Annotated in this window: 26 protein-coding genes and 1 tRNA gene; 17 read left to right on the top strand and 10 right to left on the bottom strand. The window is 68.7% G+C overall.

Features of this window, described 5'->3' with window-relative positions:
- The first annotated feature begins 12 nt into the window (after nucleotides 1–12).
- From DV707_RS05205 to DV707_RS05180, 6 genes are all read left to right on the top strand, one after another.
- Nucleotides 13–1,230 (top strand): sensor histidine kinase, encoded by a 1,218-nt coding sequence (locus DV707_RS05205; RefSeq protein ID WP_136361796.1) that lies wholly within the window; start codon nucleotides 13–15, stop codon nucleotides 1,228–1,230.
- Between the two features lie 150 nt (nucleotides 1,231–1,380).
- Nucleotides 1,381–1,614, top strand: a complete 234-nt coding sequence (locus DV707_RS05200) for an LSM domain-containing protein (RefSeq protein ID WP_103990281.1) — start codon at nucleotides 1,381–1,383, stop codon at nucleotides 1,612–1,614.
- Nucleotides 1,611–1,787 (top strand): 50S ribosomal protein L37e, encoded by a 177-nt coding sequence (locus tag DV707_RS05195; RefSeq protein ID WP_103990282.1) that lies wholly within the window; start codon nucleotides 1,611–1,613, stop codon nucleotides 1,785–1,787. Before DV707_RS05200 ends, DV707_RS05195 begins: the two co-directional genes overlap by 4 nt.
- 142 nt (nucleotides 1,788–1,929) lie before the next feature.
- Entirely contained in the window at nucleotides 1,930–2,745 is an 816-nt protein-coding gene (locus tag DV707_RS05190) for a MogA/MoaB family molybdenum cofactor biosynthesis protein (protein ID WP_136361795.1), read from the top strand.
- A 302-nt stretch (nucleotides 2,746–3,047) separates the two neighbouring features.
- Nucleotides 3,048–4,805, top strand: coding sequence for a dihydroxy-acid dehydratase (ilvD, locus tag DV707_RS05185; RefSeq protein ID WP_103990284.1), 1,758 nt, complete (start codon nucleotides 3,048–3,050; stop codon nucleotides 4,803–4,805).
- Nucleotides 4,806–4,904: 99 nt separating this feature from the next.
- Nucleotides 4,905–5,210, top strand: a complete 306-nt coding sequence (locus DV707_RS05180; RefSeq protein WP_103990285.1) for a putative quinol monooxygenase — start codon at nucleotides 4,905–4,907, stop codon at nucleotides 5,208–5,210.
- 23 nt (nucleotides 5,211–5,233) lie between these two features.
- Here DV707_RS05180 and DV707_RS05175 read toward each other — a convergent pair whose 3' ends face one another.
- Together DV707_RS05175 and asd are read right to left on the bottom strand one after the other, a co-directional pair.
- Nucleotides 5,234–5,716 carry a redoxin domain-containing protein gene (locus DV707_RS05175; RefSeq protein WP_103990286.1) on the bottom strand — a complete coding sequence of 161 codons (483 nt, stop codon included), beginning with the start codon at nucleotides 5,714–5,716 and terminating at the stop codon, nucleotides 5,234–5,236.
- A gap of 411 nt (nucleotides 5,717–6,127) precedes the next feature.
- A complete protein-coding gene (asd, locus tag DV707_RS05170; protein ID WP_103990287.1) occupies nucleotides 6,128–7,162 on the bottom strand; it encodes an aspartate-semialdehyde dehydrogenase in 1,035 nt (344 codons plus the stop codon).
- A 207-nt stretch (nucleotides 7,163–7,369) separates the two neighbouring features.
- Between asd and DV707_RS05165 the strand changes: the two genes are divergently transcribed.
- Together DV707_RS05165 and DV707_RS05160 are read left to right on the top strand one after the other, a co-directional pair.
- Nucleotides 7,370–9,232 (top strand): acetyl-CoA carboxylase biotin carboxylase subunit, encoded by a 1,863-nt coding sequence (locus DV707_RS05165; RefSeq protein ID WP_103990288.1) that lies wholly within the window; start codon nucleotides 7,370–7,372, stop codon nucleotides 9,230–9,232.
- 19 nt (nucleotides 9,233–9,251) lie between these two features.
- A complete protein-coding gene (locus tag DV707_RS05160) occupies nucleotides 9,252–10,199 on the top strand; it encodes a biotin--[acetyl-CoA-carboxylase] ligase (RefSeq protein WP_103990289.1) in 948 nt (315 codons plus the stop codon).
- Between the two features lie 158 nt (nucleotides 10,200–10,357).
- On the opposite strand, the gene DV707_RS05155 is transcribed toward DV707_RS05160, so the two are convergent.
- A complete protein-coding gene (locus DV707_RS05155) occupies nucleotides 10,358–10,639 on the bottom strand; it encodes a hypothetical protein (RefSeq protein ID WP_103990290.1) in 282 nt (93 codons plus the stop codon).
- 177 nt (nucleotides 10,640–10,816) lie between these two features.
- Between DV707_RS05155 and DV707_RS05150 the strand changes: the two genes are divergently transcribed.
- From DV707_RS05150 to DV707_RS05135, 4 genes are all read left to right on the top strand, one after another.
- Nucleotides 10,817–11,170 carry a hypothetical protein gene (locus tag DV707_RS05150; protein WP_103990291.1) on the top strand — a complete coding sequence of 118 codons (354 nt, stop codon included), beginning with the start codon at nucleotides 10,817–10,819 and terminating at the stop codon, nucleotides 11,168–11,170.
- Nucleotides 11,171–11,195: 25 nt separating this feature from the next.
- A complete protein-coding gene (locus DV707_RS05145) occupies nucleotides 11,196–11,996 on the top strand; it encodes an inositol monophosphatase family protein (RefSeq protein WP_103990292.1) in 801 nt (266 codons plus the stop codon).
- A gap of 43 nt (nucleotides 11,997–12,039) precedes the next feature.
- Nucleotides 12,040–12,489 (top strand): Lrp/AsnC family transcriptional regulator, encoded by a 450-nt coding sequence (locus DV707_RS05140; RefSeq protein WP_103990293.1) that lies wholly within the window; start codon nucleotides 12,040–12,042, stop codon nucleotides 12,487–12,489.
- 77 nt (nucleotides 12,490–12,566) lie between these two features.
- Complete coding sequence (locus DV707_RS05135) at nucleotides 12,567–13,706, top strand: DUF63 family protein (RefSeq protein WP_103990294.1); 1,140 nt, start codon at nucleotides 12,567–12,569, stop codon at nucleotides 13,704–13,706.
- 156 nt (nucleotides 13,707–13,862) lie between these two features.
- On the opposite strand, the gene DV707_RS05130 is transcribed toward DV707_RS05135, so the two are convergent.
- Entirely contained in the window at nucleotides 13,863–15,557 is a 1,695-nt protein-coding gene (locus DV707_RS05130) for a YcaO-like family protein (protein WP_103990295.1), read from the bottom strand.
- A 203-nt stretch (nucleotides 15,558–15,760) separates the two neighbouring features.
- On the opposite strand from DV707_RS05130, the gene tbsP reads away from it, so the two are divergent.
- The 3 genes from tbsP to DV707_RS05115 all read left to right on the top strand — a co-directional run bounded on the left by tbsP (nucleotide 15,761) and on the right by DV707_RS05115 (nucleotide 18,926).
- Complete coding sequence (gene tbsP / locus DV707_RS05125; RefSeq protein ID WP_103990296.1) at nucleotides 15,761–16,582, top strand: transcriptional regulator TbsP; 822 nt, start codon at nucleotides 15,761–15,763, stop codon at nucleotides 16,580–16,582.
- A gap of 111 nt (nucleotides 16,583–16,693) precedes the next feature.
- Nucleotides 16,694–17,941: a serine hydroxymethyltransferase gene (glyA, locus tag DV707_RS05120; RefSeq protein ID WP_103990297.1), complete on the top strand. Its 1,248-nt coding sequence runs from the start codon at nucleotides 16,694–16,696 to the stop codon at nucleotides 17,939–17,941.
- A 97-nt stretch (nucleotides 17,942–18,038) separates the two neighbouring features.
- A complete protein-coding gene (locus tag DV707_RS05115) occupies nucleotides 18,039–18,926 on the top strand; it encodes a bifunctional methylenetetrahydrofolate dehydrogenase/methenyltetrahydrofolate cyclohydrolase (protein ID WP_103990298.1) in 888 nt (295 codons plus the stop codon).
- Between the two features lie 24 nt (nucleotides 18,927–18,950).
- On the opposite strand, the gene DV707_RS05110 is transcribed toward DV707_RS05115, so the two are convergent.
- From DV707_RS05110 to DV707_RS05090, 5 genes are all read right to left on the bottom strand, one after another.
- Nucleotides 18,951–19,424, bottom strand: coding sequence for a hypothetical protein (locus DV707_RS05110; protein ID WP_103990299.1), 474 nt, complete (start codon nucleotides 19,422–19,424; stop codon nucleotides 18,951–18,953).
- 217 nt (nucleotides 19,425–19,641) lie between these two features.
- Nucleotides 19,642–20,229, bottom strand: a complete 588-nt coding sequence (locus DV707_RS05105; RefSeq protein ID WP_103990300.1) for an HAD family hydrolase — start codon at nucleotides 20,227–20,229, stop codon at nucleotides 19,642–19,644.
- 110 nt (nucleotides 20,230–20,339) lie between these two features.
- On the bottom strand, nucleotides 20,340–21,545 hold the full coding sequence (locus DV707_RS05100) for an alanyl-tRNA editing protein (RefSeq protein ID WP_103990301.1): 1,206 nt from the start codon (nucleotides 21,543–21,545) through the stop codon (nucleotides 20,340–20,342).
- A 115-nt stretch (nucleotides 21,546–21,660) separates the two neighbouring features.
- Complete coding sequence (locus DV707_RS05095; RefSeq protein ID WP_103990302.1) at nucleotides 21,661–22,179, bottom strand: helix-turn-helix domain-containing protein; 519 nt, start codon at nucleotides 22,177–22,179, stop codon at nucleotides 21,661–21,663.
- A 176-nt stretch (nucleotides 22,180–22,355) separates the two neighbouring features.
- Nucleotides 22,356–22,440: transfer RNA gene (locus DV707_RS05090), tRNA-Leu, on the bottom strand.
- 119 nt (nucleotides 22,441–22,559) lie between these two features.
- On the opposite strand from DV707_RS05090, the gene DV707_RS05085 reads away from it, so the two are divergent.
- Nucleotides 22,560–23,120 (top strand): DUF420 domain-containing protein, encoded by a 561-nt coding sequence (locus DV707_RS05085; RefSeq protein WP_103990303.1) that lies wholly within the window; start codon nucleotides 22,560–22,562, stop codon nucleotides 23,118–23,120.
- Between the two features lie 100 nt (nucleotides 23,121–23,220).
- On the top strand, nucleotides 23,221–23,616 hold the full coding sequence (locus tag DV707_RS05080) for a MoaD/ThiS family protein (RefSeq protein WP_103990304.1): 396 nt from the start codon (nucleotides 23,221–23,223) through the stop codon (nucleotides 23,614–23,616).
- A 72-nt stretch (nucleotides 23,617–23,688) separates the two neighbouring features.
- Here DV707_RS05080 and purF read toward each other — a convergent pair whose 3' ends face one another.
- Nucleotides 23,689–25,293, bottom strand: a complete 1,605-nt coding sequence (gene purF / locus DV707_RS05075; protein ID WP_103990305.1) for an amidophosphoribosyltransferase — start codon at nucleotides 25,291–25,293, stop codon at nucleotides 23,689–23,691.
- Nucleotides 25,294–25,360: the final 67 nt, after the last annotated feature.

Genomic DNA, 25,360 nt, shown 5'->3' with positions numbered 1-25,360 from the left:
GCCGGGTGAGTCGTGAGTCAGAAACGATCGGACGGACCCGGCTTTGACGGGGGAGTGGGGCTCTTCGAGCATCTCCCAGTTCTGACTGTACTCACGACGGTCGACGACTCGGGCACGCAGATCATAGACGACTGCAACGACCGATTCGCCCGTCGACTCGGTCGGACCCGCAGCGAACTCTGCGGTCGTCCGCTCCGGGGCGTTTACCGCGGTGATTCGATTCCGCCGGACACCGAGGCGAAGGATTCGGCCGGCGAGTGTCGCGCCGACAGACGCGCGGAGTCGGACGGCGGATCGGTCGAGACACCGGGGCGCGACCGACAGCCGAGCGCGCCGGTAGAGGGCGACCGCTCCGTCGCGGTCGGGCCGCGGGTCGGTGACCGACGGCCGTTTCGACTGCCCGTGGCCGGTGCCGGGGACGGCGAGCCCGACTCCGACTGCCTCTTCGCGCTCGTCGACGCGGAGGGGCATCTGGTGCAGACGATCGCGGAGGCCCTCCCGCGGTCGGACGGCGACGGACACGTCGTCTTCCACGTCGACGTGACGCGCCAACAGCGTCGGGAGTGGCAGGCCGAGGTGCTGAATCGGCTGATGCGCCACAACGTGCGGAACGACTTGAACATCCTCCGCGGCCACGCCAGCACCCTCACCGAACACCAAGACGAGGAAGTCGTCGAAGCGGCGGAGGTGATCGACCGCGTCGCCGACCGGTGGCTGGGGCTCGCCGAGACGGTGCGCGACATCGAACGGCTGTTCGACGACGCGGCGGTCGAGACCGCGACGGTGAGAGACATCGTCACTTCCGTGCAGCAGACGGTCGAACGGGAGTGGCCGGAGGGTCGCGTCGACGTCCGGATCGACGTCGACCCGGAGTGTCGCATCTCCGAACGACTCCACGTCGCGCTCGTCGAACTCTGTGAGAACGGCATCAAGCACGCCGGCGAGTCGGCAGAGGACGGGGGACGAATCCCCGTCTCGGTGACGATAGCGCGCGGCACTCGACCGGGATGGCTCGCCGTCCGCGTCGCCGACAACGGTCCGGGGATACCCACACACGAACTCTCCGCGCTTCACGTCGACGGGGAGACGCCCCTGCGGCACGGCAGCGGGCTGGGGCTCTGGCTCGTGCGGTTCGTCGTCCGACGGCTCGGTGGGGAGATCTCCGCACGCCACCGAGACGACGGAGGGAGCGTCGTCTCGCTGCACCTGCCGCTCGCGGACGACCCGTGAGCGCGGGGTGCGAAATTCGAACGGCGAGAGCCGAACCGAACGGCGGTGGTCGAGAGTTCCGTGTCGGGGCCACAGACCGACACGCGACGGCGCGGTCGGTCCCGCAGTATGTCCGGCACATTTAATACCGAAACGGGCGGCGCTTGGGGTATGAGCGGACGACCCCTCGACGTCCTCGAAGCCGCACTCGAAGACGCCGTCACGGTCACGTTGAAGGACGGCACCGCATACTACGGCACGCTCGCCGGCTACGACCAACACATGAACGCCGTCCTTGAGCCACCGGTGGACGTCGAGGACGTCGCAGTCGGCGAACTGGAGGTCACAGCGGTCGAAGACACAACGATTATACGCGGCGACAACGTCGTGACGATACAAACATGACGGGCGCAGGAACCCCCAGTCAAGGAAAGAAGAACAAGACGACGCACGTCAAGTGCCGCCGCTGCGGCGAGAAGTCCTACCACGTAAAAAAGAAGGTCTGCTCCTCGTGCGGCTTCGGCAAGTCGGCGAAGCGTCGTGACTACGAGTGGCAGTCGAAGTCCGGCGACAACTGATCGAGACGCCCCGTCTTCTCGTCTCCTTTTCATCCGCGCCGCTGGAGTCCGTCGAAGCGCTTTCGCTCCTCGTGTGTCAGTAGTTCACACTCCCCGATCGGGATGAGGGATACCTTTGGCGATGGAGCCCCCGCGTTCGGGTATGAATGCGGACCACCACGACAGCGACGACGGGGAAGGCGATCACGGACACGGCTCTCACGACCACGAGGAGACGGCCGATCACGGTCACAGCGGATCGGACAGTCCCGACCGCGGTTCTCACGATCATACCCACGGAAACCACGGTCACGACCACGACGGCCACGCTCACGACCACGACGACCACGACGGCCACGCTCACGACCACGACGACCACGACGGCCACGCTCACGACCACGACGACCACGACGGCCACGCTCACGACCACGACGACCACGACGGCCACGCTCACGACCACGACGACCACGACGGCCACGACCACCACGCTCACGACGTCAGTTCCCTCGGTGCCGCTGTCGTGACCGTCTCGACGTCGCGGACGCTCGAGGACGACCCCGCGGGCGACGCCGTCGCGGCGGCGTTCGAGTCCGCCGGGCACGAGGTCGCCCTCAGGGAGGTCGTCGGCGACGACTTCGACGCGCTCCAGTCGGCGGTCGACCGACTCGTCGACCGCGACGACGTCGACGCGGTCGTCACGACCGGCGGGACGGGCGTCACCCCCGACGACGTGACCATCGAGGCGGTCAGCGGCCTCTTCGGAAAGGAACTGCCGGGGTTCGGCGAGCTGTTCCGCCGCTACTCCGAGGACGAGATCGGGACCCGCGTGGTGGGAACGCGGGCGACGGCGGGGACGGTCCAGGGCGTCCCCGTGTTCTGCCTGCCCGGCAGCGAGAACGCCGCCCGACTCGGCAGCGAGGAGATCATCGTTCCCGAAGCGCCGCATCTCGCGGGGTTGGCGACGCGCCCGGAGGAGTGAGCCGCGGGGCGGAAACCGCTGGCGAACAGTCGACACACGCTGGGGGTCGCCCCCGTCTCCGCGTCGACGTGTCGAGCAACCGCGGCCCGACGCGGAGTGACTGTCAGATCACACCGCCGTTGGCCCCGCCTTCGTATATAAACGTTCGTCGGCGCCGACCCGACTTCTCGGACCGTCTGATCGGCCCGAGGGAATCCCTCCGGGGCCCGAGACGTGAACCGGTCCACGCCGAAGATCGCGTTCCGTGTCACCGAGAGACGTTATGCGTGGCCTTTTAATGCCGTTGCGACCACGCTTTGGGTATGAGCAAGCAGGAACAACCCGAACGCGAGGACGGCGCGGACGAGGAGCCGTTCTCGACAGGCAAGGATCCGGATCTCCCCAGCACGGACGTCACGGAGGGCCCGGACAAAGCGCCCCACCGCGCGATGTTCCGCGCGATGGGATTCGACGACGAGGACCTCGGCTCGCCGATGGTCGGCGTCGCCAACCCCGCCGCGGACATCACCCCGTGTAACGTCCACCTCGACGACGTCGCCGACGCCGCGATCGAGGGGATCGAGGACGCCGGCGGGATGCCGATCGAGTTCGGGACGATCACCATCTCCGACGCCATCTCGATGGGCACCGAGGGGATGAAGGCGTCGCTGATCTCCCGGGAGGTCATCGCCGACTCCGTCGAACTCGTCGCCTTCGGCGAGCGGATGGACGCCCTCGTCACCGTCGCCGGCTGCGACAAGAACCTCCCGGGGATGATGATGGCCTCGATCCGGACGGACCTGCCCTCGGTGTTCCTCTACGGCGGGTCGATCATGCCCGGCGAGCACGACGGCCGCGACGTCACCATCCAGAACGTCTTCGAGGGCGTCGGCACCTACGCCGAGGGCGAGATGGACGCCGACGAACTCGACGACCTGGAACGCCACGCCTGCCCGGGCGCGGGCTCCTGCGGCGGGATGTTCACCGCGAACACGATGGCGTCCATCGCGGAGGCGCTCGGGATGGCGCCGCTGGGGACCGCCGACGCCCCCGCAGAGGCCCCGGAGCGCTACGAGGTGGCGCGACGCTCCGGCGAGGCCGTCCTCAACGCCGTCGCGAACGGCATCCGTCCCTCCGATATCCTCTCGAAGAAGTCCTTCGAGAACGCCATCGCCCTGCAGGTCGCGATCGGCGGCTCGACCAACGCCGTGCTCCACCTGCTCGCGCTCGCCGCCGAGGCCGACATCGACCTCTCGATCGAGGAGTTCGACGAGATTTCGCGAAAGACGCCGAAGATCGCGAACCTCCAGCCGGGCGGAACGAAGACGATGAACGACCTCCACGAGGAGGGCGGCGTTCCCGTCGTGATCCGTCGCCTGCTCGATGCGGGGCTGTTCCACGGCGACGCGATGACCGTCACCGGGCGCACGATCGAGGAGGAACTCGACGAACTGGACCTGCCCGACGACGACGAGATCGGGGGCGACTTCATCTACACCGTCGACGAGCCCTACCAGGAGGAGGGGGCGATCAAGATCCTCACCGGGAACCTCGCGCCCGACGGCGCGGTGCTGAAGGTGACCGGCGACGACAAGTTCCACCACCAGGGTCCCGCACGGGTCTTCGAGGGCGAAGAGGACGCGATGGAGTACGTCCAGGAGGGCCACATCGAATCCGGCGACGTCATCGTCATCCGCAACGAGGGCCCCCAGGGCGGGCCCGGGATGCGCGAGATGCTCGGCGTCACGGCCGCGGTCGTCGGCCAGGGTCACGAGGACGACGTCGCCCTGTTGACCGACGGCCGCTTCTCCGGTGCGACTCGCGGCCCGATGGTCGGCCACGTCGCGCCCGAGGCCGCCGTCGGCGGCGCGATCGGACTGATCGAGGACGGCGACGAGATCACCGTCGACATCCCCGAGCGCGAACTCTCCGTCGACCTTTCGGAATCTGAGCTCGACGCCCGACGCGAGGAGTGGGAGCCGCGCGAACCGGCCTACACCTCCGGCGTGCTCGCGAAGTACGGCAACGACTTTGGATCGGCCGCCAACGGCGCGGTGACGAACCCCGGCGCGAAGGAGTAGCGAATCGGGACCCGCCTCCGAACGTCGGAGGCGTCAGGCGGATCGCCGCGGACGTCCGCCAGATCTTTTTGCTGCTGGCATCGTGTGTCCCCCGTACTGATGATCGTACTCCACGCGGCCTTCCCGATCAAACCCGAGAAGCGTTCCGAGGCGCTGGACCTCGCGAGGGATCTCGTCGAGCAGTCGAACCGGGAGGCGGGGATGATCGACTACCGGGCGGCGACGGACGTCCGAGACGAGAACGTCGTCCGGTTCTTCGAGCAGTACGAGGACGCCGAGGCGTTCGAGTCTCACACGGAGACCGACCACTTCCGGGAGTTCGAGGCCGCCCTGGACGACCTGCTGGCGGGCGAGCCCGAGGTCGTCAGGTTCGACGTGGAATCGGCCGCAGAACTCGAACTGTAGAGCCGACCGCGGCCGTTCGATCCTCAGAGCTTCCGCACTTCCCCGAGCAGTTCCTCGTAGTCGGGTTCGTTCGTCGGGTCGTCGGCGACCCAGCTGTAGGCGACGATCCCCTCGTCGTCGAGGACGAACACGGCGCGGTTGGCGATGCCGTACAGTCCCAGATCGGGGATGTCCATCTTGAGGCCGTACGCCTCGATGGCGTCGCCGGCCATATCGCTCACGAGGTCGAACTCCAGGTCGTACTCGTCGGCGAACGCGCCGAGCGAGAACGCCGAGTCGGCGCTCACGCCGAGCAGCGTCGCGCCCGCGGCCGCGAAGTCGTCGTGGTGCTCCTGCAGCGCCACCATCTCGTTGGAACACGGGGGAGTGAACGCACCGGGGAAGAACGCGAGCACGACGGGACCGTCGCCGAGGTGGTCGGCGAGGTCGAACGACTCGTGGTCGCTGCCCTTGTACGTCGCGGTGAACGTCGGTGCCTCGTCGCCGATCGCCGGTGACGATGTCATTGCGCTAGCGGGGTTCGATCGCCACGGACGAAAAGATACTGGGTCAGATGTTCGGGTGGTACGGTGCTGCCGCCGTCGCGGACCGGCGAGCGCGTCGAAGAAGAGACGGATTCAGAAAACGGAACAGCTCCGGACAGCGTGATCAACGTGAGGCGCTCACGGTCGTCGCAAGCGGCTGTCGCGTCCGAGGAGTAGTCCCGCGAGGCGGGCCGGCAGAATCGGAGGTTCCGCTGGAAGCCGGCCCGTAACGCCGGCGACGAACGCGAGCCGGGGGCTTTTTCATCCGCCGTGAGACGCTGCGCGTCTCACGAGCCTTGCTTCGCTTCGCTCAGCAAGACAGGTTTTTGCGCGGTGGGTTCCCGCAGCGAACGCAGTGAGCGAGGAAACCCACCGCTGGAAAAAGGTGGGTTCTTAGACCCAGCCCTCTTCGACGAGCAGTTCGCCGTTGAGGAGCGACGCGCCGGCCGCGCCGCGGATCGTGTTGTGCGCGAGGCAGTTGTACTGCACGCCGTTCGTCGTCTCCTGCAGGCCGCCGGCGGAGATCTGCATCCCGTCGCCGCGCTCGCGGTCGAGTCGGGGTTGCGGCCGGTCGAAGTCCTCGAAGACGTGGATGAGCGGCTCGGGCGAGGAGGGGAGATCGACGCTCGGGTACTCGCGCATCGCCGCGGCCGCCTCGTCGACGGAGACGTCCTCGGCGGTCTCGGCGAAGACGTTCTCGAGGTGGCCGTCCAGGGTCGGAATCCGGTTACACGAGGCCGAAACGTCCATCCCGTGGAGTTCGAGCTCCGCGCCGTCGAACGCGCCGAGGAGCTTCCGCGATTCGGTCTCCATCTTGTCGTCCTCGCCGCTGATGTGGGGGATGGCGTTGTCGATGATCTCCATCGAGGTGACGCCGGAGTAGCCCGCCCCCGAGACGGCCTGCAGGGTCGAGACCTGCACGGCTTCGAGGCCGAACTGGTCCAGTGCCGCGAGCGTCGGGACCATCGTGATCGTCGAGCAGTTCGGGTTCTTGACGAGGGCGCCGTCCCAGCCGCGCTCCTCGCGCTGGACCTCGATCAGGTCGAGGTGGTCGGGGTTGATCTCCGGAATCGTCAGCGGCACGTCCGGGGCCATCCGGTCGTTCGAGGAGTTCGAGGAGACGACGTAGCCCGCCTCGAGGAAGTCGGGTTCGACGTCGGCCGCGACGCCCGAGGGGAGCGACGAGAAGAGCAGGTCGACGTCGTCGGGGACGTCTTCCGGCGTGGTCGCGCCGACGGTCATCTCCGCGACGTCGTCGGGGATCGGCGTGTTCACGCGCCACTTCGCCGCCTCGCGGTACGACTTGCCCGCGCTCGACTCCGACGCGGTGAGCGCCGCGAGCTCGAAGGTCGGGTGGTCTTCGAGGAGCTGGATGAATCGCTGTCCCACTGCGCCCGTTGCGCCGAGGATGCCGACACGTACTGACATTAATGGGCGTGGGAGACACACGCATAAGGCGGTTTGGATTCGCGGCGTATTTCACGAACGTTCAAATCCATTCGCGGATCGAACTATCGGACGGACGAACGGTCAGTTGCACCGACGGCGAAGGGGCCCGAGAAATCGACGATCGTCGAACACCCCTTCGTGGGGAACCGACAGATAGAGGTGGCGCGTTTCAGAAGGTTTCGGCAAATGTTCAACAAGGTTCTCGTCGCCAACCGCGGAGAGATCGCCCTCCGGGTGATGCGGGCGTGCCGCGACCTGGGCGTGCGCACGGTCGCGATCTACAGCGACGCCGACAAGCACGCGGGTCACGTTCGCTTCGCCGACGAGGCGTACAACGTCGGTCCCGCGCGCGCGGCCGACTCGTATCTCGACCACGAGGCCGTCATCGAGGCCGGGCGGAAGGCCGGTGCCGACGCCGTCCACCCGGGCTACGGCTTCCTCGCGGAGAACGCGGAGTTCGCCCGCAAGGTCGAGATGAGCGAACTCACCTGGATCGGCCCCTCCGCGGACGCGATGGAGCGCCTCGGCGAGAAGACCAAGGCGCGCGCGCTGATGCAGGAGGCGGACGTGCCGGTGGTCCCGGGAACGACCGAACCGGTCGAATCGGCCGGGGAAGTGAAAGAGATCGCCGCCGAGTACGGCTACCCGGTCGCGATCAAGGCCGAGGGGGGCGGCGGCGGCCGCGGCCTGAAGGTCGTCCGCTCCGAGGACGAGGTCGAGTCCCAGTTGGAGACGGCCCAGCGCGAGGGCGAGGCGTACTTCGACAACGCCTCCGTGTACGTCGAGAAGTACCTCGAAGCGCCGCGGCACGTCGAGGTGCAGATCCTCGCGGACGAACACGGGAACGTGCGGCACCTCGGCGAGCGCGACTGCTCGCTGCAGCGCCGTCACCAGAAGGTCATCGAGGAGGCGCCCTCGCCGGCGCTCGACGCCGACCTCCGCGAGCGAATCGGCGAGGCGGCCCGCCGCGGCGTCAGCGAGGCCGACTACACGAACGCCGGAACGGTCGAGTTCCTCGTCGAAGACGGGGAGTTCTACTTCATGGAGGTGAACACCCGGATCCAGGTCGAACACACTGTCACCGAGGAGGTCACCGGCATCGACGTCGTGAAGTGGCAGCTCCGGGTCGCCGCCGGCGAGGAACTGGACTTCGCACAGGAGGACGTCGAGATCGACGGCCACGCCATCGAGTACCGCATCAACGCCGAGAACGCCGCCGACGAGTTCGCGCCCGCGACGGGGACCTTAGAGACGTACGATCCGCCGGGCGGGATCGGCGTCCGCGTCGACGACGCGGTCCGGCAGGGCGACGAGATCGGCGGCGACTACGACTCGATGATCGCGAAACTGATCGTCGCCGCCGGTGATCGGACGGAGTGTCTCGCCCGTTCGGAGCGGGCGCTCTCGGAGTTCGAGATCGAGGGGCTCGCGACCATCGTTCCCTTCCACCGGCTGATGCTGACCGACGAGGCGTTCCGCGCGGGCGAACACTCCACGAAGTACCTCGACGAGGAACTCGACCGGACGCGGATCGACCGCGCGGTCGAGAAGTGGGGCTCGGCCGACGCGTCGGCGGGGAGCGACGGAGACGGGAGCGACGGAAGCGGCGACGACGCCGACGACGATGCTAGCGACGACGTGACCGAGCGGGAGTTCACCGTCGAGGTCAACGGGAAGCGCTTCGAGGTCAATCTCGAAGAGCGGGGCGCACCACCCGTACCGGACCTCGACGCCGTCGGGAACGGCGGTTCGGCCGCCGGCGGGGGCGGTCGGACCCGCTCGCGACCCGACGAGGCAACCGGCGACGACGAGAGCGAGGTCGTCGTCGAGGGCGACGGCGAGCAGGTCACCGCGGAGATGCAGGGGACGATCCTCTCGGTCGACGTCGCGGAGGGCGAAGAGGTCGCCGCCGGCGACGTGGTCTGCGTGCTCGAGGCGATGAAGATGGAGAACGACGTCGTCACCGAGCGCGGCGGCACCGTCACGCGGGTCCTCGTCGAGGAGGGCGACAGCGTGGACATGGACGACGTGCTCGTCGTCCTGGAGTGAGGACGGAGAGGAGAACCCGATGAACGACACGCGACGCGAACTGCTGGCGGCGCTCGCGGACGGCCCGGTCCCCGGCCCGGAACTCGCAGAGCGGCTCGGCGTGTCGCGGGCGGCGGTCTGGAAGCAGGTCGAGGCGCTCCGCGAGGAGGGGTTCGACGTCGAGAGCGGCGACGACGGCTACCGGGTCGACTCGGTCCCGGCGTACGGCGCGGCGGCGATCGAGTTCGGCCTCGACGCGCCATACGAGATCGAGTACCACGACCGGATCGCGAGTACGAACGACCGCGCCCGGGAACTCGCCGCCGAGGGGGCCGAGAACGTCGTCGTCGTGGCCGACGAACAGACCGGCGGCCGCGGACGGCTGGCCCGGGAGTGGACCGCGCCCTCCGGCGGAGTCTGGGCGAGCCTGCTCATTCGGCCCGCCCGTCCGCCCGCGGAGGTCCCGATCTACACGCTCGCCGCCGCCGTCGCGGTCGCCCGCGCGAGTCGAGAGGCCGGCGCCGACGCCCGGATCAAGTGGCCGAACGACGTCCTCCTCGCGGGCGAAGACGGCGAGGAGCGGAAGCTCTGCGGCATCCTGACCGAGATGGAGGGCGAGGCCGACCGCGTCTCGTGGCTCGTCGTCGGCCCCGGGGTGAACGCGAACATCGACGCCGACGCGCTCCCGCCGGAGGCGACGAGCCTCCGCGCGGCAGTCGGCGACGTCGACCGGCGCGTGTTCCTCCAGCGCGTCCTCGAAACGTTCTACGACCTCACGAGCGCGGACGCCGACGTCGAGACGATACTCGACGCCTGGCGCGAACACGCCGCGACGCTCGGCCGACGCGTCCGGATCGACACGCCCGGCGGCGTCGTCGAGGGCGAGGCCGTCGACGTGCGGTTCCCGGGCAGCCTCGTCGTCCGGACCGACGACGGCGACGAGCGCGCCGTCCACGCCGGCGACTGCGAACACCTGCGGCCGACTTGAGCGTCTGTGGCCGATTTGAGCACCTGCGGCCGGCTTGAGCACCTGTGGCCGGCTTGAGAAGCCTGTGGCCGGCTTGAGAAGCCTGTGGCCGACGTAGTCACTCCCGGTCGAAGAACGCGACTGCAGAAAGGCCCGCGGTCGCCCGGATGGACAGCCGATCAGTTCCCGTCGCCGCCGTCCGTCAGGGGGCGGCCGCCGGCGGTGAGGACGCCGTCTGCGATCTCTCGTGCCTCCGCGGGCGAAGGGCGGGTGCCGTCGACGAAGCGCGCGCCGAGTTCGTCGACGACGTCCATCACGTCCGAGAGGCTCCCGCGCTCGGAGACGTCCGCGAAGACGTCCTCGTAGGCGTGGGCCTCCCAGTAGCTGATCTCGTAGTCGTAAGTGTCCGTTTGCGAGGCGACCGCATACTGGAGTTGTCGTGCCGCATCAGACGGGCGCATACCTACACCAACGCCGTAGGAGTACTAAAAGGTACTCCGACTCGAAATCGAGTTAATTATCTCGGTTTCGGCGCGGTCGGGGTGAACTCGGCCGCGGACGGACCCGGTCGGGGCGTCACTCACTCGCGCCGGCCCCCGGTCCCAGCAGCTATACGGTGGGACGGCGTACGACCGCGTATGGTACTCGGATTCCTCGGGTCGGTGGTCACGTTCGTCGTCGCGCTGTTGATCGGCGGGCTCGCCATCTACGTCAGCGCCAGGTTCGTCGTCGACGTCGACGACTACGGCCACGCCGTCGTGACCGCGTTCCTCGGCGCCGTCGGATGGGCGCTCACCTCGTGGGTCCCCCTCGTCGGTCCGCTCGTCGCGCTCGTCGTCTGGGTCGGCGTGATCAACTGGCGCTACCCCGGCGGATGGACGAAGGCCGCGATCATCGGCGTGGGCGCGTGGCTCTCGGCGCTCGTCATCCTCCTGATCGTGAACTCCGTGTTCAACCTCGGCATCGAGGCGTTCGGGATCCCCGGTGTTTAGGGACCGCCGAGTCGGGACCTCACGTATGGACGAAGACCGAGCGGCGCTCGCCCGGCGGGCCGCCGAGGCGGGCGCGGCTGTCGCCGACGAGCGGTTTCGCACGGACGTCGACGTCGAACGCAAGGACGGCAAGGTCGACGTCGTGACGCAGGCCGACCGCGACGCGCAAGCGGCGGTCGTCGACGTCATTCGTGAGACGCGTCCGGACGACGCCGTCGTCGGCGAGGAAGCGGACGAGTTGAAGCACGTTCCCGAGGCGGGCCCCGCGTGGGTCATCGACCCGATCGACGGCACGAACAACTACGTGCGCGGGATCCGGGTGTGGGGGACCGCCGTCGCGGCCGTCCGTGACGGCGACCCCGTCGCGGCCGCGACGAACTTCCCCGCGATCGGCGACGTCTACTGGACCGACGGCGAGGGGACCTACCGCAACGACGAGCGCGTGACCGTCTCGACGGAGACCGACCCCGAGGCCTGCGTCGTCACGCCGACGATGTGGTGGGACTTCGACGAGAGAGACCAGTACGGTCGCGCCTGCGGGGCGCTCGCAGAGCGCTTCGGCGACCTCCGTCGGATGGGATGCGCGCAGGCCGAACTCGCGGCCGTCGCCGACGGGTCCATCGACGGCGTCGTGACGAACCTGCGAGCCCACCCCTGGGACACCGTCGCCGGCGTCGCGATGATCCGCGCCGCGGGCGGGACGGTCACCGACCTCGCGGGCGAGCGGTGGCGACACGACTCCGTGGGGCTGGTCGCGTCGAACGGCCGGGTTCACGACACCGTCTTGGAGGCCGCCCGCGAGATCGACGGGTCGTGTGCGAACTGACAGGTCCCACAAACCGCAAGGTGCTGGCCCGTTACGTAGCGACATGGAACTCGACGAGACGGATCGGGCGATCCTTCGGATCCTCCAGTCCGACGCGCGGACGCCGTTCAGCGAGATCGCGAGACAGATCGAGATGTCCAGCGCCACCGTCCACGATCGGGTCGGGCGGATGGAAGAGGCGGGCATCATCGAGGGGTACCACGCGAAGATCGACCCGCGGGCCGTCGGCCTGGGCACGTCCGCGCTCGTCGGGCTCCGGATCGAACAGGGGAACGAGACCGACGCGGTCGAACGCCTCCGAGAGATCGAGGGCGTCCAGGAGATCCACCTCACGACCGGGGAGTGGGACGTCGTGCTTCGGCTGTACGCCGAAGACACGGACGGCCTCCGCGAGTTGATGTTCGAGCAGATCTCCCGCATCGAGGGGTTCTCCCGATCGCAGACGATGGTGATCCTCGCGACCGACCTCGAAGAGCGGGCGCTCCCGATCTGAGAGCGCCGGAAGACGTCCGGACGACGCTGGCGCCCGATACCGGAATCCTCAACACCACCGACCTCGGTTTTTCCGCTATGTCAACAGTCGCCGAACGCGTCGGCGTCGCGCCCGAACGGCTCTGGGCCGGCGGGGTGCTGAGCGCGCTCGTCGCACTCGTCGCCGGATCGCTGGTCCTTCCGGAAGTCGTCTACGACGGGTTCATCTGGCACTACTTCTGGGGGCCCGTCCAGGCGGACGCGAACTCCGCGGCCTGTGCGATTCGACCCGGGAGCACGGTCGAGTACCTGTACGATTCGGGGGCGTGTGCGAACGCCGCGGAACCGGTCGCCTACCCGGGCTACACGCTCGTCTCGGAGGTCGGCTACATGATCACGCTGCTGGTCGCGCTCATCGGGGTCGTCTTCATGCTGCGACGGCTCGATCTGGGAACGGACCGTGAGTTCTTCTACGCGCTGGTTCCGTTCGTGTTCTTCGGCGGCGCGCTCCGCGTCGTCGAGGACGCCAACGACGCCGTCCCCGCCGCGGAAGCGCTCATCAGTTACCCGCTCAACACGCTTTTCATCAGTCCGATCATCTACTTCACGGTCTTCGCGATCACCCTCGTCGCCGTCGTCGCGGCCGTCTGGGCCGCGCGGAGGGGGGTCGTCGAGCGGTACGATCGGCCGCTTTTCGGGGTCGGATGGGCGGTCCTCTTCGTCACCCTCGCCTACCTCTTCTGGCTCGTGATCACCGGAGCCGAGGGCGTCGAGTTCTACCCGCAGGTACTCGGCGTCGTCGTCCTCGGCGCCACCGTCGCTGCGGGCGTCTCGTGGCTGCTCATCGAGCGGTTCGCGCCCGCGGTGAATGAGGGCACCCGGTGGATCGGCTTCGTCGTCCTCTGGGGCCACGCGGTCGACGGCGTCGCCAACGTCGTCGGCCTCGACTGGATGCCGGCGCTGGGGGCCGGCCGGAACCTGGTCCCGAAACATCCCGTCAACGAGTTCGTCGTCAACGTGACCGGCTCTGTCCTCCCGCCGTCGGTCCTGGCAGTCACGGGCGACACCTGGCCGTTCCTGATCGTGAAGCTTCTGGCGGCGACGTTCGTGCTCTGGGTGTTCGAAGACGAGATCTTCGAGGAGAGCCCCCGGTACACGATGCTGCTCCTCGTCGCCGTGCTCGCGGTCGGCCTCGGCCCCGGGACGCGCGATATGCTCCGGGCGACGTTCGGCGTGTGAAACTCCACCCCGTGACTTTTTAACCCGAACGCGGCCAGGGCCCGCATCACCTGAGAACGACCACGCGGCGACTCGCGGGAGTCCGGCACGCCGCCGCGTGGACCGATTCGTGCCGGCTGTCAGCCGCTCACCGTCGCGACCGTGCCACCGTCCCCGTCACGGGAACGGGTGGTACGGCCGGTCGAGGTCCGCCTCGAAGCCCAACTCCGCGGGCACCGTCCGCGCCCGCTCGCCGAAGAACGGGTCGCCCTGGAACAGCGGTTGCGCCTCGGGAACCAGGACGCGGACACCCTCGAACCCGAGGGAGGCGACGTCCGCCGTCGTCGTCCGCGCGGCGTAGACGTCGAGATCCGCGTCGGCGACCCGCTCGATCGCCGCGTCGAGCTCCGCCTCGCCTGTCGGGACCTCCGCGGGGCCGACGCTCTCGGCCGGCGCGCTGGCGTCGGCGTCGACGAACTCCCGTGCGGCCCCGGGGAAGTCGGCGTACTCGCCGATCGCGCCGTCTTCGGCTGCGGCCTGCTCTCTGCCCATCGACCGTAACTCCATCCAGTTCTGGAGCGCCTCCGCGAGCGCCGACCGCGCGGCGTCGATCGGATCGAGCGACGCGCCGGAGCCGACGGCGAACCGCGGCCACTCGCCCTCGCGGTGGACCGCCGCGGCGACCACGGGCACGTCCACGTCCTGCGTGACCAGGAGCGCCGTCACCGACAGGTCTTCCGCGCGCGCCCGCTTTCGGAGTTCCTCGTACGTCGGGTCCGAAACCGAAAGCTCCAGCGGCTCGAACGACGAGTACCACGCGAGCATCGTCGCGTCGCGCTCGACCGCCTCGTAGAGCCCCGAGAGCAGCGCCTCCGCCCCGGAGTTGCCGAGTCCCAATCCCGTCGTGATCGCCGGCTTGTGCCGCTCGGTCGGCGGCGGGTAGTGGACGAACTCCGCCGGCAGCGACACGGCCTCGTCGGTGCGGAGGTCGACGCCCTCGACCCACGGGATCGGCGTCTCGGCGTCGACCGTATCCCACCTCTCCGGGCGCACGAACCGCGAGGGAGCGACCGCCGACGACCGCGTTCGTTCCGGCGCGACGGTGAACTCCGAGCGGCGGTAGACGCCGGCGCAGTACCGTTCGAGCGCCTCGCCGAGAGCCTTCATGAACGCGGCGTCCCAGTCGGGATCGACGCCGGCGGCGAACTCGGCGGCGCGGGCGTCGCTGAAACCGGAGGTGTCGGCCGTCTGCGCGAGGTAGTAGGGGACCGGGAACGACTCGCGCTCGCCGACCTGCGCGACGATTCCGGTCCGCTCGTCGAGCGCCCGCTCCGCGCGCGCCAGCGAGTCGTCGACGTCGACCTCGCGGTGGTCGCGTCGCACCGTTCGGTCGCGCGAGTCCGGCTCTGGGACCGGAAGAACCCGATGCGTCCCCGCCGCGTCGGTGCCGACGACGTCGACGACCGTCCCGGCGACAGCCTCGTCGCCGGCGAGCAGGGCGACCGCCCGCCGTCCGGCGATCGCGCCGGCGAGTCTGACGGCGCTCCGGTCGCCCGTCGGCGATCCGGTCGATTCGGTCGTCGCCGCGACCCGCGCTCGCAGGTCCGCGAATCCGGCACCGGCCGGGCCGAACACGGAGACGGAGGCGTCGAGACGCTGCACCACGCGGCCCCCGACGCCGCCGATCTCGACGGTCACGAGCCGCTCGCACCGGTCGAAAGCCTCCGCAGCGTCGCTGCCGGCCGGAACGACGGCGAGCGTCAACGCCGGATCGTCGGCGTCGGAGACGACGCGCGCGTCGATGTCCTCGAAGGCGGCGGTCGCGGCCGTCGCCGCCGGACCGCTTCCGACGAGTTCGATGTCGTATGTCACAGGTCCGTGATCGGCCCTGGAGGGGAAAAATCGGCGGGTCTCCGCTCGCGGGATCGCTCGTCGTCTCTCGAACGTGGCACGTGTGGTCTCTCGAACGTGGCACGTGTGGTCTCTCGAATGTGGCACGTGTGGTCTCTCGAACGGAGGTATATACAGCACACACTGCGTTAAAATTAAATATCTACTCGGGGATGATTCAACGTATGTCCTCCAGTACAAACGTCCTCGGCGCTACCGTCGAGGACGTCGTCTCCGCGGCCCTCCGGTCGGTCTCGGACGCCGCCTACGTGGTCGGTCCGACCCGAGAGATCGTCGAGGCGCTCGTCGAACTCGGCGTCGACGCCGACGCGACCCCGCACGTCCGCGTGCTCAGCGACGAATCGCTCCTGAAAGACGTCCTGGACGATTTCCTCCTCGCGAGCAACGCCGCGTCGCTCATCGACGACGGCGTGCTCGATCTGCGCGTGACCGACGAGCGGTTCGAGAACACGCTCGTCGTGACCGAATCGTCCGTCGTCGCCGTCGTCACCGCCGGCGACCGCGTCGCTGGGCTGACCACCGACGACGAGGCGTTCGTTCGGAGCGCGAACGACACCTACCGGGACGCGTTCGAGGCGTCCGAGCCGTTCACGCTCCGGACGCCGTCCATCTCGGCGGTTCGCGAATCGCTGGAGTCCGACTTCGGTCCGGAGATGCGGGCCGACTTCGACGCGGTCCTCCGATCGCTCCAGGCCGTCCCGGACGACGGCTCGATCCTCGACGAGGTGACCGTCAGCCTGCTCGTCGCCGCGAAGAACGACGTGCTCCTGTACGACATCTCGAAGTGGGGCGAAGACGTCGGCATCGCCAGCAAGGCGACGTTCTCTCGAACGAAGACCGAACTGGAGGACGTCGGACTGATCGAAACCGAGAAAGTTCCGATCGACGTGGGTCGGCCACGGCTGCGACTGCGACTCGGCGACGAGCGCCTCCGCGACGCGGAGGCGGACCAACTCGCGAGTACCGCTCGGAATATCCTCGAGTGAATCCGCCGGACGCGACGCTCGCTGCGTCCGCGGTGTCGATTCGTGACCGTTTTCGGACCCACCGGATCCAAAGTGGACACACTTATTGGACGGACGGGCGCCGTATCACGTATGGACTACAGCCACGTCCGCGACGTCGATCCCGCCGTCGCAGACGCGCTCTCCGGCGAAGTGGAGCGACAGCAGAACACCCTGGCGATGATCGCGAGCGAGAACCACGCGAGCGAGGCGGTCCTCGAAGCGCAGGGAAGCGCGCTGACGAACAAGTACGCTGAGGGCTACCCGGACGAGCGGTACTACGCGGGGTGTGAGTACGCCGACGAGGTCGAGGAGTTAGCGATCGAGCGCGCCGAGGAACTGTGGGGCGCCGAGCACGTGAACGTCCAGCCGCACTCGGGGTCGCAGGCGAACATGTCGGTCTACCTGGCGATGCTGGACCCCGGCGACAAGATCCTCTCTTTGGACCTCACTCACGGCGGTCACCTGAGCCACGGTCACCCCGCGAACTTCGCGGGCCAGACCTACGAGGTCGAACAGTACGAGGTGGACGCCGACACCGGCTACGTCGACTACGAGGGTCTCGACGACATCGCTCACGAGTTCGATCCGGACATCATCGTCTCCGGGTACTCCGCGTACCCCCGGGAGGTCGAGTGGGAGCGGATTCAGGAGACCGCCGACGACGTCGACGCGTATCATTTGGCCGACATCGCCCACATCACCGGCCTCGTGGCCGCGGGCGCGCACTCCTCGCCGGTCGGCGTGGCCGACTTCGTGACGGGATCGACGCACAAGACGATCCGGGCGGGCCGCGGCGGGATCGTGATGTGCGATGAGGAACACGCCGACGCCATCGACGCCGCGGTCTTTCCCGGGGCGCAGGGCGGTCCCCTGATGCACAACATCGCGGGGAAGGCCGTCGGCTTCGGCGAGGCGCTCTCGGCGGAGTTCGACGCTTACGCGGAACAGACGGTGAAAAACGCGCAGGCGCTGGCCGACCGACTGCAGGAGAACGGGCTGAGCCTGGTCTCGGGCGGGACGGACAACCACCTCGTCCTGGTCGATCTCCGGCCCTCGCATCCGGAGACGACGGGCAAGGACGTCGAAGCCGCACTCGACGCTGCGGGCATCGTGATGAACGCGAACACGGTGCCGGGCGAGACCCGCTCGGCGTTCGACCCCAGCGGGATCCGCCTCGGGACGCCCGCGCTCACCACCCGCGGCTTCGACGAAGCGGCCACCCGAGAGGTCGCAGACCTGATCACGCGGGTCATCGACGACTACGACGACGAAGAGGTCGTCGAAGAGGTCTCCGCGCGAGTCGACGAACTCGCCGACGAACACCCGCTCTACGAGTAACGAGCGGCGCTTCGAGGGCCAGTTCTGCCGACGCGGAGGGAGAGGTCACGCACCCAAACCCGCACATTTGAAGTGTGCTACCCTCACCCTTCTTACTATGACCGAGATCATCGACGGGAACGAGGTCGCCCAAGACATCCGGAACGGCCTGCTCGACAGCATCGAAACGCTGACCGACGCGGGGACGACGCCGTGTCTCGCGACCGTGCTGATGAACGACGACCCCGCCAGCGAGACGTACGTCTCGATGAAACACAAAGACTGCGAGGAGGTCGGCATCGCCACGCGCGACATCGAACTCGACCCCGACACGCCCGCGGAGGAACTGTTCGACACCATCGACGAACTGAACGCGGACCCCGAGGTACACGGGATCCTCGTGCAGATGCCGCTCCCGGACCACGTCGACGAGCGCGAGGTCCTGCGCAGCATCGACCCCGCGAAGGACGTCGACGGCTTCCACCCCGAGAACGTCGGCCGCCTCGTCGCCGGGAACGCCCGATACAAGCCGTGCACACCCCACGGCGTCCAGAAGCTCCTCGCCGCGGCCGACGTCGAAACCGAGGGCGCCGAGGCCGTCGTCGTCGGTCGATCGAACATCGTGGGCAAGCCGATGGCGAACCTCCTCATCCAGAAGGACGAGGGCGGAAACGCCACGACCACGGTCTGTCACTCCCGGACCGACGACCTCGCGGAGAAGACGCGCGCGGCCGACATCGTCATCGCCGCCGCGGGCGTTCCCGAGATGATCACCGGCGAGATGCTCTCTGAGGGCACCGTCGTGATCGACGTCGGGATCAACCGCGTCGAGACCGACGAGGGCTCCGAACTCGTCGGCGACGTCGACTACGACAGCGCGAAGGAGAAGGCGAGCGCGATCACGCCCGTCCCGGGCGGCGTCGGACCGATGACGCGTGCGATGCTCCTGTGGAACACGGTCAAGGCCGCGGGCGACGTCGCCGGCATCGAGGTCGACCTCCCGTAAGCGTCGTCTCCCCCTCCGTCGGAACTACTGCCCGAAACCGCTCGGACCGGAGGGTCCGCGCGGCCCGGCCGTTCCGCGAGGGCCGCCGGGACCGTCGGTCGCGATCGTCGTGTGCGCCCGCTCCGGTTCCGGTTCGACCTCCTCGCCGTCGACGAACCTGACGAACGACAGGAACAGCGTCTCTCCGCAGGGCGACTCGCGGGTCGGGTCCTCGACGTCGTCGGCGCTGCTGCGCTCGCCGGTCCAGCGGACGACGTCGCCGGTGCCCTCCTCGCCGCCATCGTTCCTCTCGCCGCCATCGCTCCCCTCGCCACCAGCGACGTCCTCCCCGCAGACGAGGCGGACGCCGTCGGCCGACTCGAAGTCCTCGTCGGGAGCGGCGTACTCCCACCCCACGAGCGGGTACGGCGTGACCGACTTATCGGAGAGGTACCCCTCGCGTTCGAGTTCGAAGACGGCCCCGCAGTGCGGGCAGTAGTACCTGACGGGATAGCTCATCGTCCGATTTGGGAGGCGAATCGACTTAACGCCCGCGCCGCCGGTACGTCCGAGGCGTGCGGGCTCGCGATCGAAGACCGTAGACAGCACACAGCCCCTCCGGAGGTTTATGTACGAACACGGGACCACAGACCTCGTGCGATGACGACAGCCACGAGGCGTCTCGCGGGTGTGCGGTACAGCGTCTCGTGATCCGACCCGTACCGCCTGTCAGCCCCTATTCGGAGAGGGTCCCCTCAGTCTCCCGGTCCTCGTCGACGTAGCGGAACGCCACGCCCGCCCGTCGAGCGGCCTCCTCGTCTCGAACCGAGTCCCCGACGAACACGGCCTCGTCCGGCTCCGCGCCGAGCCGATCGAGCGTTTCGAGCAGCGGCGCCGGATCGGGCTTTCGGGTCGCGACGCTGTCGCGGCCGACGACGGCGTCGACGTGCGACGCGAGTCCGTGGACGTCGAGCGCGGTCCGGCAGGCGCGTTCGGCGTTCAGCGAGCAGACGCCCTCCGCGTCGAACCGCCCGACGAAGTCCGCGTGCGGGAGGCGCTCTGAGCGCTCCGCGCCCGTCCGTTCGTGATCGCCGATGACGGCCTCGACGTCGTCACGGAGGTCGGACTCGTCGGCGAGGTCGAGCATCCCCCAGAGGTCGTACCCGTCGGCATCGACGCCGGCCGCCTCGAAGACGGCCGCGACGTCTCCGGTCACGACGTCCCAGTCGACGAGGAGTCGAACGAGGGTTCCGTCCAAGTCCCAGACGACGGTCTCGAAGTCGTCGAGCGGACGCGTCGTCGCCGTGGTCGACCGATCGGTCATCGGAGAGCGTACGGTCCCGAGGGGAAAAGGCGCTTCGGGCGCGAGGGCGGGTGTCACGAGTCGCGGGCCCGTACGGCCCGGAACGACCGGGACGCCTCGCGGCGGTCAACTCACTCCTCGGGCTCCCACTCGCGTACGGCGTCGAGGACGTCGGCCGGAGCGGCGTCGAGGCCGCCGCCCTGCGCGAACGGCGGCCCGCCGCCACCGCCACCGCCGTAGGTGTCGGTGACGTCGTCGACCACCGATCCGGCGTGGACGTCGCTGTCGTGGCCGGCGGCGACGACGAGGTAGGGTCGCTCGTCGCCGCCGACGGCGACGAGGACGTCCGAGTCGCCGACCGCGTCCTTCGCCGCCTCGCCGGCGTCGTTCGGGTCGACGCCGTCGAGGACGCCGATCCGCCAGAGCGTGTCGTCCTTGGTGACGGTCTCGAAGTCGTCGATCGCGTCCGCGACGGCGGCGCGTTCGAGGTCGCGGACGCGCGCTTCGAGGTCGTCGCGTTCCGACCGGACGGTCGCCGCCGTCTCCGCGAGGTCGTCGACGTTCGTTTCGAGCGCCGCGGCGGTCTCGCGGAGCGCGCGATGCCGCTCAGCCCCACGGTCGATGCCGCTCGGCCCCACGGCGAACTCGACGCGGGTGAGGCCCTCTCCCGGGTTCGAGCGGTCGAGGACCGTGACCGGCCCGATCTCGCGGGTGTTCGAGACGTGCGTGCCGCCGCAGGCGGCGACGTCCCAGCCGTCGACGTCGACGATCCGGACCGTGTCGGCGTCGTCCATCACGCCCTCCTCAGTCTTGGTGTTGAACGCGACGTCCTCCCGAGCGGTCGCCTCCGCCGTCGGAACTTCCTCCCAACTGACGTCTCGTGAGTCCCACACGGTGCGGTTCGCCAGCCGTTCGAGTTCCACGAGCGTCTCGTCGTCGATGTCCGTCGAGGTGGAGAAGTCCACGCGCACCTTCTCCTCGGAGATGTCGAACCCGCCGTAGCCGAGGTCGTCGAGGAGCCGCCGGCCCGCCCCGTAGAGCACGTGGCTCGCCGTGTGTGCGCGCATACAGTACGTCCGGAAGTCGTCGTCGACGACCCCGGTCACCGTGTCGCCGACGCCGAACTCGGGAGACGACGCGAGGACGTGCCGGACCCCGCCGTCGCCCTCCTGGACGTCGACCACGCGTGTCCCACCGAGCGTCCCGCGGTCGGCCGGCTGACCGCCGCTCTCGGCGTAGAAGTACGTGTGATCGAGCGTTACCGTCCGGTCGTCGACGCCGACGACTTCGGCCGAAAACTCCCGGACCTCCGGTTCCTCGGGGGCGCGTGTCTGCATACCTCCGGCTGTGGTCGTCGGAGACAAAAATGGTTGCAGTTCCGCTCCGACGGGTGGCTCGTCGGACCGACGCGCCCGGAAGACGAGTTTCGCCGCCGGAGCCACCCGAAGGCCGCTACTCGTCGACCAGTTCGACGTCCAGTCGCTCTTCGAGCGCGCGGACGACGGACCCGCCGACGCCGGCCCGCGTCGCCCGGCCCTGTTCGACCGCGTCGACGTCGGACTCGTCGACGTCGAGTTCGGCCGCCAGTTCCTCGACGGTCAGCCCCGCGTCCTGCCGGGCGGTCTCGACGCGATCGCCGTACCCCGTCACGAGATACGGGAGCTGATCCTCTTCGTAGTCGGTTCCCTCCTCCCAGTGAGAGGAGTCGCCCTTCGTCTGGTCGTACATCCGCGCCTGTTGCTGGGCCGCCCGTTTCCGCCGCGGCGTCTCCTCACCGCGGCCGCCGGACTCGGCGTTCGAGGAGCTACCGCTCTGCTTTCGGGAGTCGTCGTGCGGCGCACAGTCCGAACACACGAGCAGTTCCGCGCCGGCGACGTTCGCCCGGCGGAGGTCGCCGGTCGAGCGACCGCAGAGTTCACAGCTGTCGCCGTCGCCACCGCCCCCGCCGCTGCCGGTGGAGTACTTGGCCATAGCGTCCAGTACCGACTCGACAACTTAAAACGTATCCCAAGCGGCGTCGGTCGCGGCGATCGCTCGCGAGTCGCGAGCACCGCCGCTCGCGGAGATAGCGTCGGAAGGATTGTGCGTGGGTGCTGCGTCCCCGAAGGGATGAGCACCTGCATCGAGTGGCGCGAAACGCCGTGCGATGCGTGGGACCGGATTTGAACCGGCGGACCCCTATGGGACAGCGCCCTCAACGCTGCGCCGTTGGCCTAGCTTGGCTACCCACGCTCGCTGTGTCCTGTCGCGCAATATCTGGTTGTCCGGGGTAATTTAAATGAGTTTCCTTTCGACGGCGGAGCCGATCGGCAGTCGGCACCGTTTTCACCGCTCCGTCCGGCCATTGCCGTATGGAACTGCGCGCACGAGACCACGTGCTCGGGCTCACAGCGGTGCTTTCGGTCGTCTCGCTCGCAGCCGTGTTCGCCGCCGTCGGTGGCGTCGTCCCCGCGTCGTTGCTGCCCGTCGTCCCCGACGCGGTCGTCGAGGCGATTCCGCACGTCAACGCCGTGCTCAGCACGACGGCGCTCGTGACCATCGTCCTCGGCGTCCGGTTCATCCGCCGCGACGACGTCCGCCGACATCGGGCGATGATGCTCGCGACGCTCGCGCTGTTCGTCGCCTTTCTCGTTCTCTACCTCTATCGGATCTCGCTGGAAGGCGCCACCGAGTTCCTCGGTCCCGAGGCCGTCTATCAGTTCGTCTATCTCCCCACGCTCGCGGTCCACGTCGCACTCGCGATCGCCTGCATTCCGCTCCTGTACTACGTGCTGCTGCTGGCGCTCTCGCGCCCGGTCGCGGAGCTCTACGAGACGCCCCACCGACGCGTCGGGCGCGTCGCGGCCGCGCTGTGGTTCGTCTCCTTCGCGCTCGGGGACGTCGTCTACGTCCTGCTCTACGTCGTCTACTGATCCCGTATCGATGGGTCCGATCCCGGCGCGTCGCCGAAATGAATGGCGACACGAACATATTCGGATACAGGGATTTGTCCGTGGGCGTCTTAGGTCCGCTATGGCTCAGTCGCAGTCCGCCCTGGAGACGACACAGACGACCGTCGAGGTGCGCGCGACGGGACACGTCCGCGACGCCCTCGGGACGCCGAGGCTCTCTTTCACCTTCGAGGGCGACACGCTCCGGGAGTTCGCCGAAGCGTTCTTCGAGGAGTACGACGTCCGCGACCTCGTGATCGCCGAGACGGAGGCGGAGTCGGCGACGCGCGGGTGGGCGCCGATCGACGCCGAGGACGTCCCGGGCGAACTCCGGAAGAACCCCGACGGCGAGCAGACGCGGGCGTACGCGCGGATCCTCGTCAACGGACAGTTCAACGAGAACCTGGCGGGGTTCGACACGAAACTGAACGAGGGCGATCGGGTCGCGCTGGTCTACCCGTTCCTGTTCTGTCTGTGAACGCGTTTTATTTCCTTCACTGGCGGTCCGGTCTCTGATCCCGGCAGATAGTCCGGTCTCTGACCCCGGAGATCAGTCGTCGGCGCTGGCGGTCGCGCCGTCCCCGATGACCGGCCGCTGCACGTCGCGGTCGGTGTCCTCGCCGTCGATGTCGTAGGGGTACTCGCCGGTCACGCAGCCGAGACAGAGATCGAGCCGCGACTCCCCGAGCACGTCGGCGACGGCGTCGATCGAGAGGTACCCGAGGCTGTCCGCGTGGATCTCCTCGCGGATCTCCTCGATCGACCGGTCCGCGGCGATGAGTTCCTCGCGGGAGGCCATATCGATCCCCATGTAACAGGGGGCGACGATCGGCGGCGCGCCGATCCGGACGTGGACCTCCTCGGCGCCGGCGTCTTTCAGGAGCGAGACGAGTTGGCGGGAGGTCGTTCCCCGGACGATGCTGTCGTCGATGATCGTGACCGACTTCCCCTCGATGGTGCTCTTGATGGGGTTGAGTTTCAGCCGAACCGCGCGCTCGCGCTCGTCCTGTGTCGGCATGATGAACGTCCGGCCGACGTACCGGTTCTTCATCAGCCCCTCGGCGAACTCGACGGCCTCCTCTTCGGCGGGCCGTTCCTCCCCCGAGGCGGTCGTCTCGTTGGCCGCCTCGGCGTAGCCGGAGGCGAACGACCGTCCGGAGTCGGGGACGGGCATCACGACGTCGGTCTCGATGCCCGACTCCGCCCAGAGCTTCCGGCCGAGGTCGCGGCGGGCCTCATAGACCAGCGACTCGTCGATGATCGAGTCGGGCCGGGCGAAGTAGACGTGCTCGAAGAAGCAGTGGGCGGTGTCCTCGCGCTCGACGAGCTGGTAGGAGTCGAAGCCGGAGCCGTCGGGTTCGAGGACGACGAGTTCTCCCGGGCGGACATCGCGGACGAGCTCGCCGTCCAGCGTGTCGATCGCGGCGGACTCGGAGGCGACGACGTAGCCGTCCTCCAGCTTCCCGATGCAGAGCGGTCGGTTCCCCTGCGGGTCCCGGACCGCGAGCACGGTCTCGTCGTGCATGATCGTCAGCGCGTAGGAACCGTGGATGCGGTCCATCGTTCGCTTGACCGCACGGACGAGGTCGGCTTCGAGCAGGTTCCGCGCGAGGTCGTGGGCGATGACCTCCGTATCGCCGTCGGAGGTGAACGCGTGGCCGAGGTTCGCCAGTTCCTCGCGGATCTCGTCGGCGTTGACGAGGTTGCCGTTGTGCGAGAGCCCGAGCGACCCCGACTTGAACGAGACGGAGAAGGGCTGTGCGCAGGAGGCGTTGACGCCGCCGGAGGTGGGGTAGCGGACGTGGCCGATGCCGGTCCGGCCCGCCAGTGAGTCGAGATCGCCCTCGCCGAAGGCGTCGCCGACGAGGCCCATCTCGACGTGGCTGTGCTGTTGGAAGCCGTCGTGGGTGACGATCCCCGCCGACTCCTGGCCGCGGTGCTGGAGCGCGTACAGCGAGTAGTACAACGGGCGCGACGCGGCGCGGTCTTCGAGCGCGACGCCGACGACCCCGCACTTCTCGGTCGGCCCGGAGAGATCCGCCCCCGGCGGCGTCGCCTGCGCCGAGGTGGCGGCCGGTGGATCGTCGGTCGATGATTCCGCGTTCGTCGGCTCGCGTCCGGGAGTGGGGTTCGAGAGGTCCCGCCCGTCAGGCATACGCGTAGCTACGGAAGCCGAGGGCTAAAAACCCGTCCATATGCTACCTTCGGTGCCGTTTTCGGGT

The organism is Halobellus limi (assembly GCF_004799685.1).
GTDB classification, from domain to species: domain Archaea; phylum Halobacteriota; class Halobacteria; order Halobacteriales; family Haloferacaceae; genus Haloquadratum; species Haloquadratum limi.
Note: the sequence above shows the minus strand (reverse complement) of the source record. Positions and strands in the feature narration are given on the sequence as shown.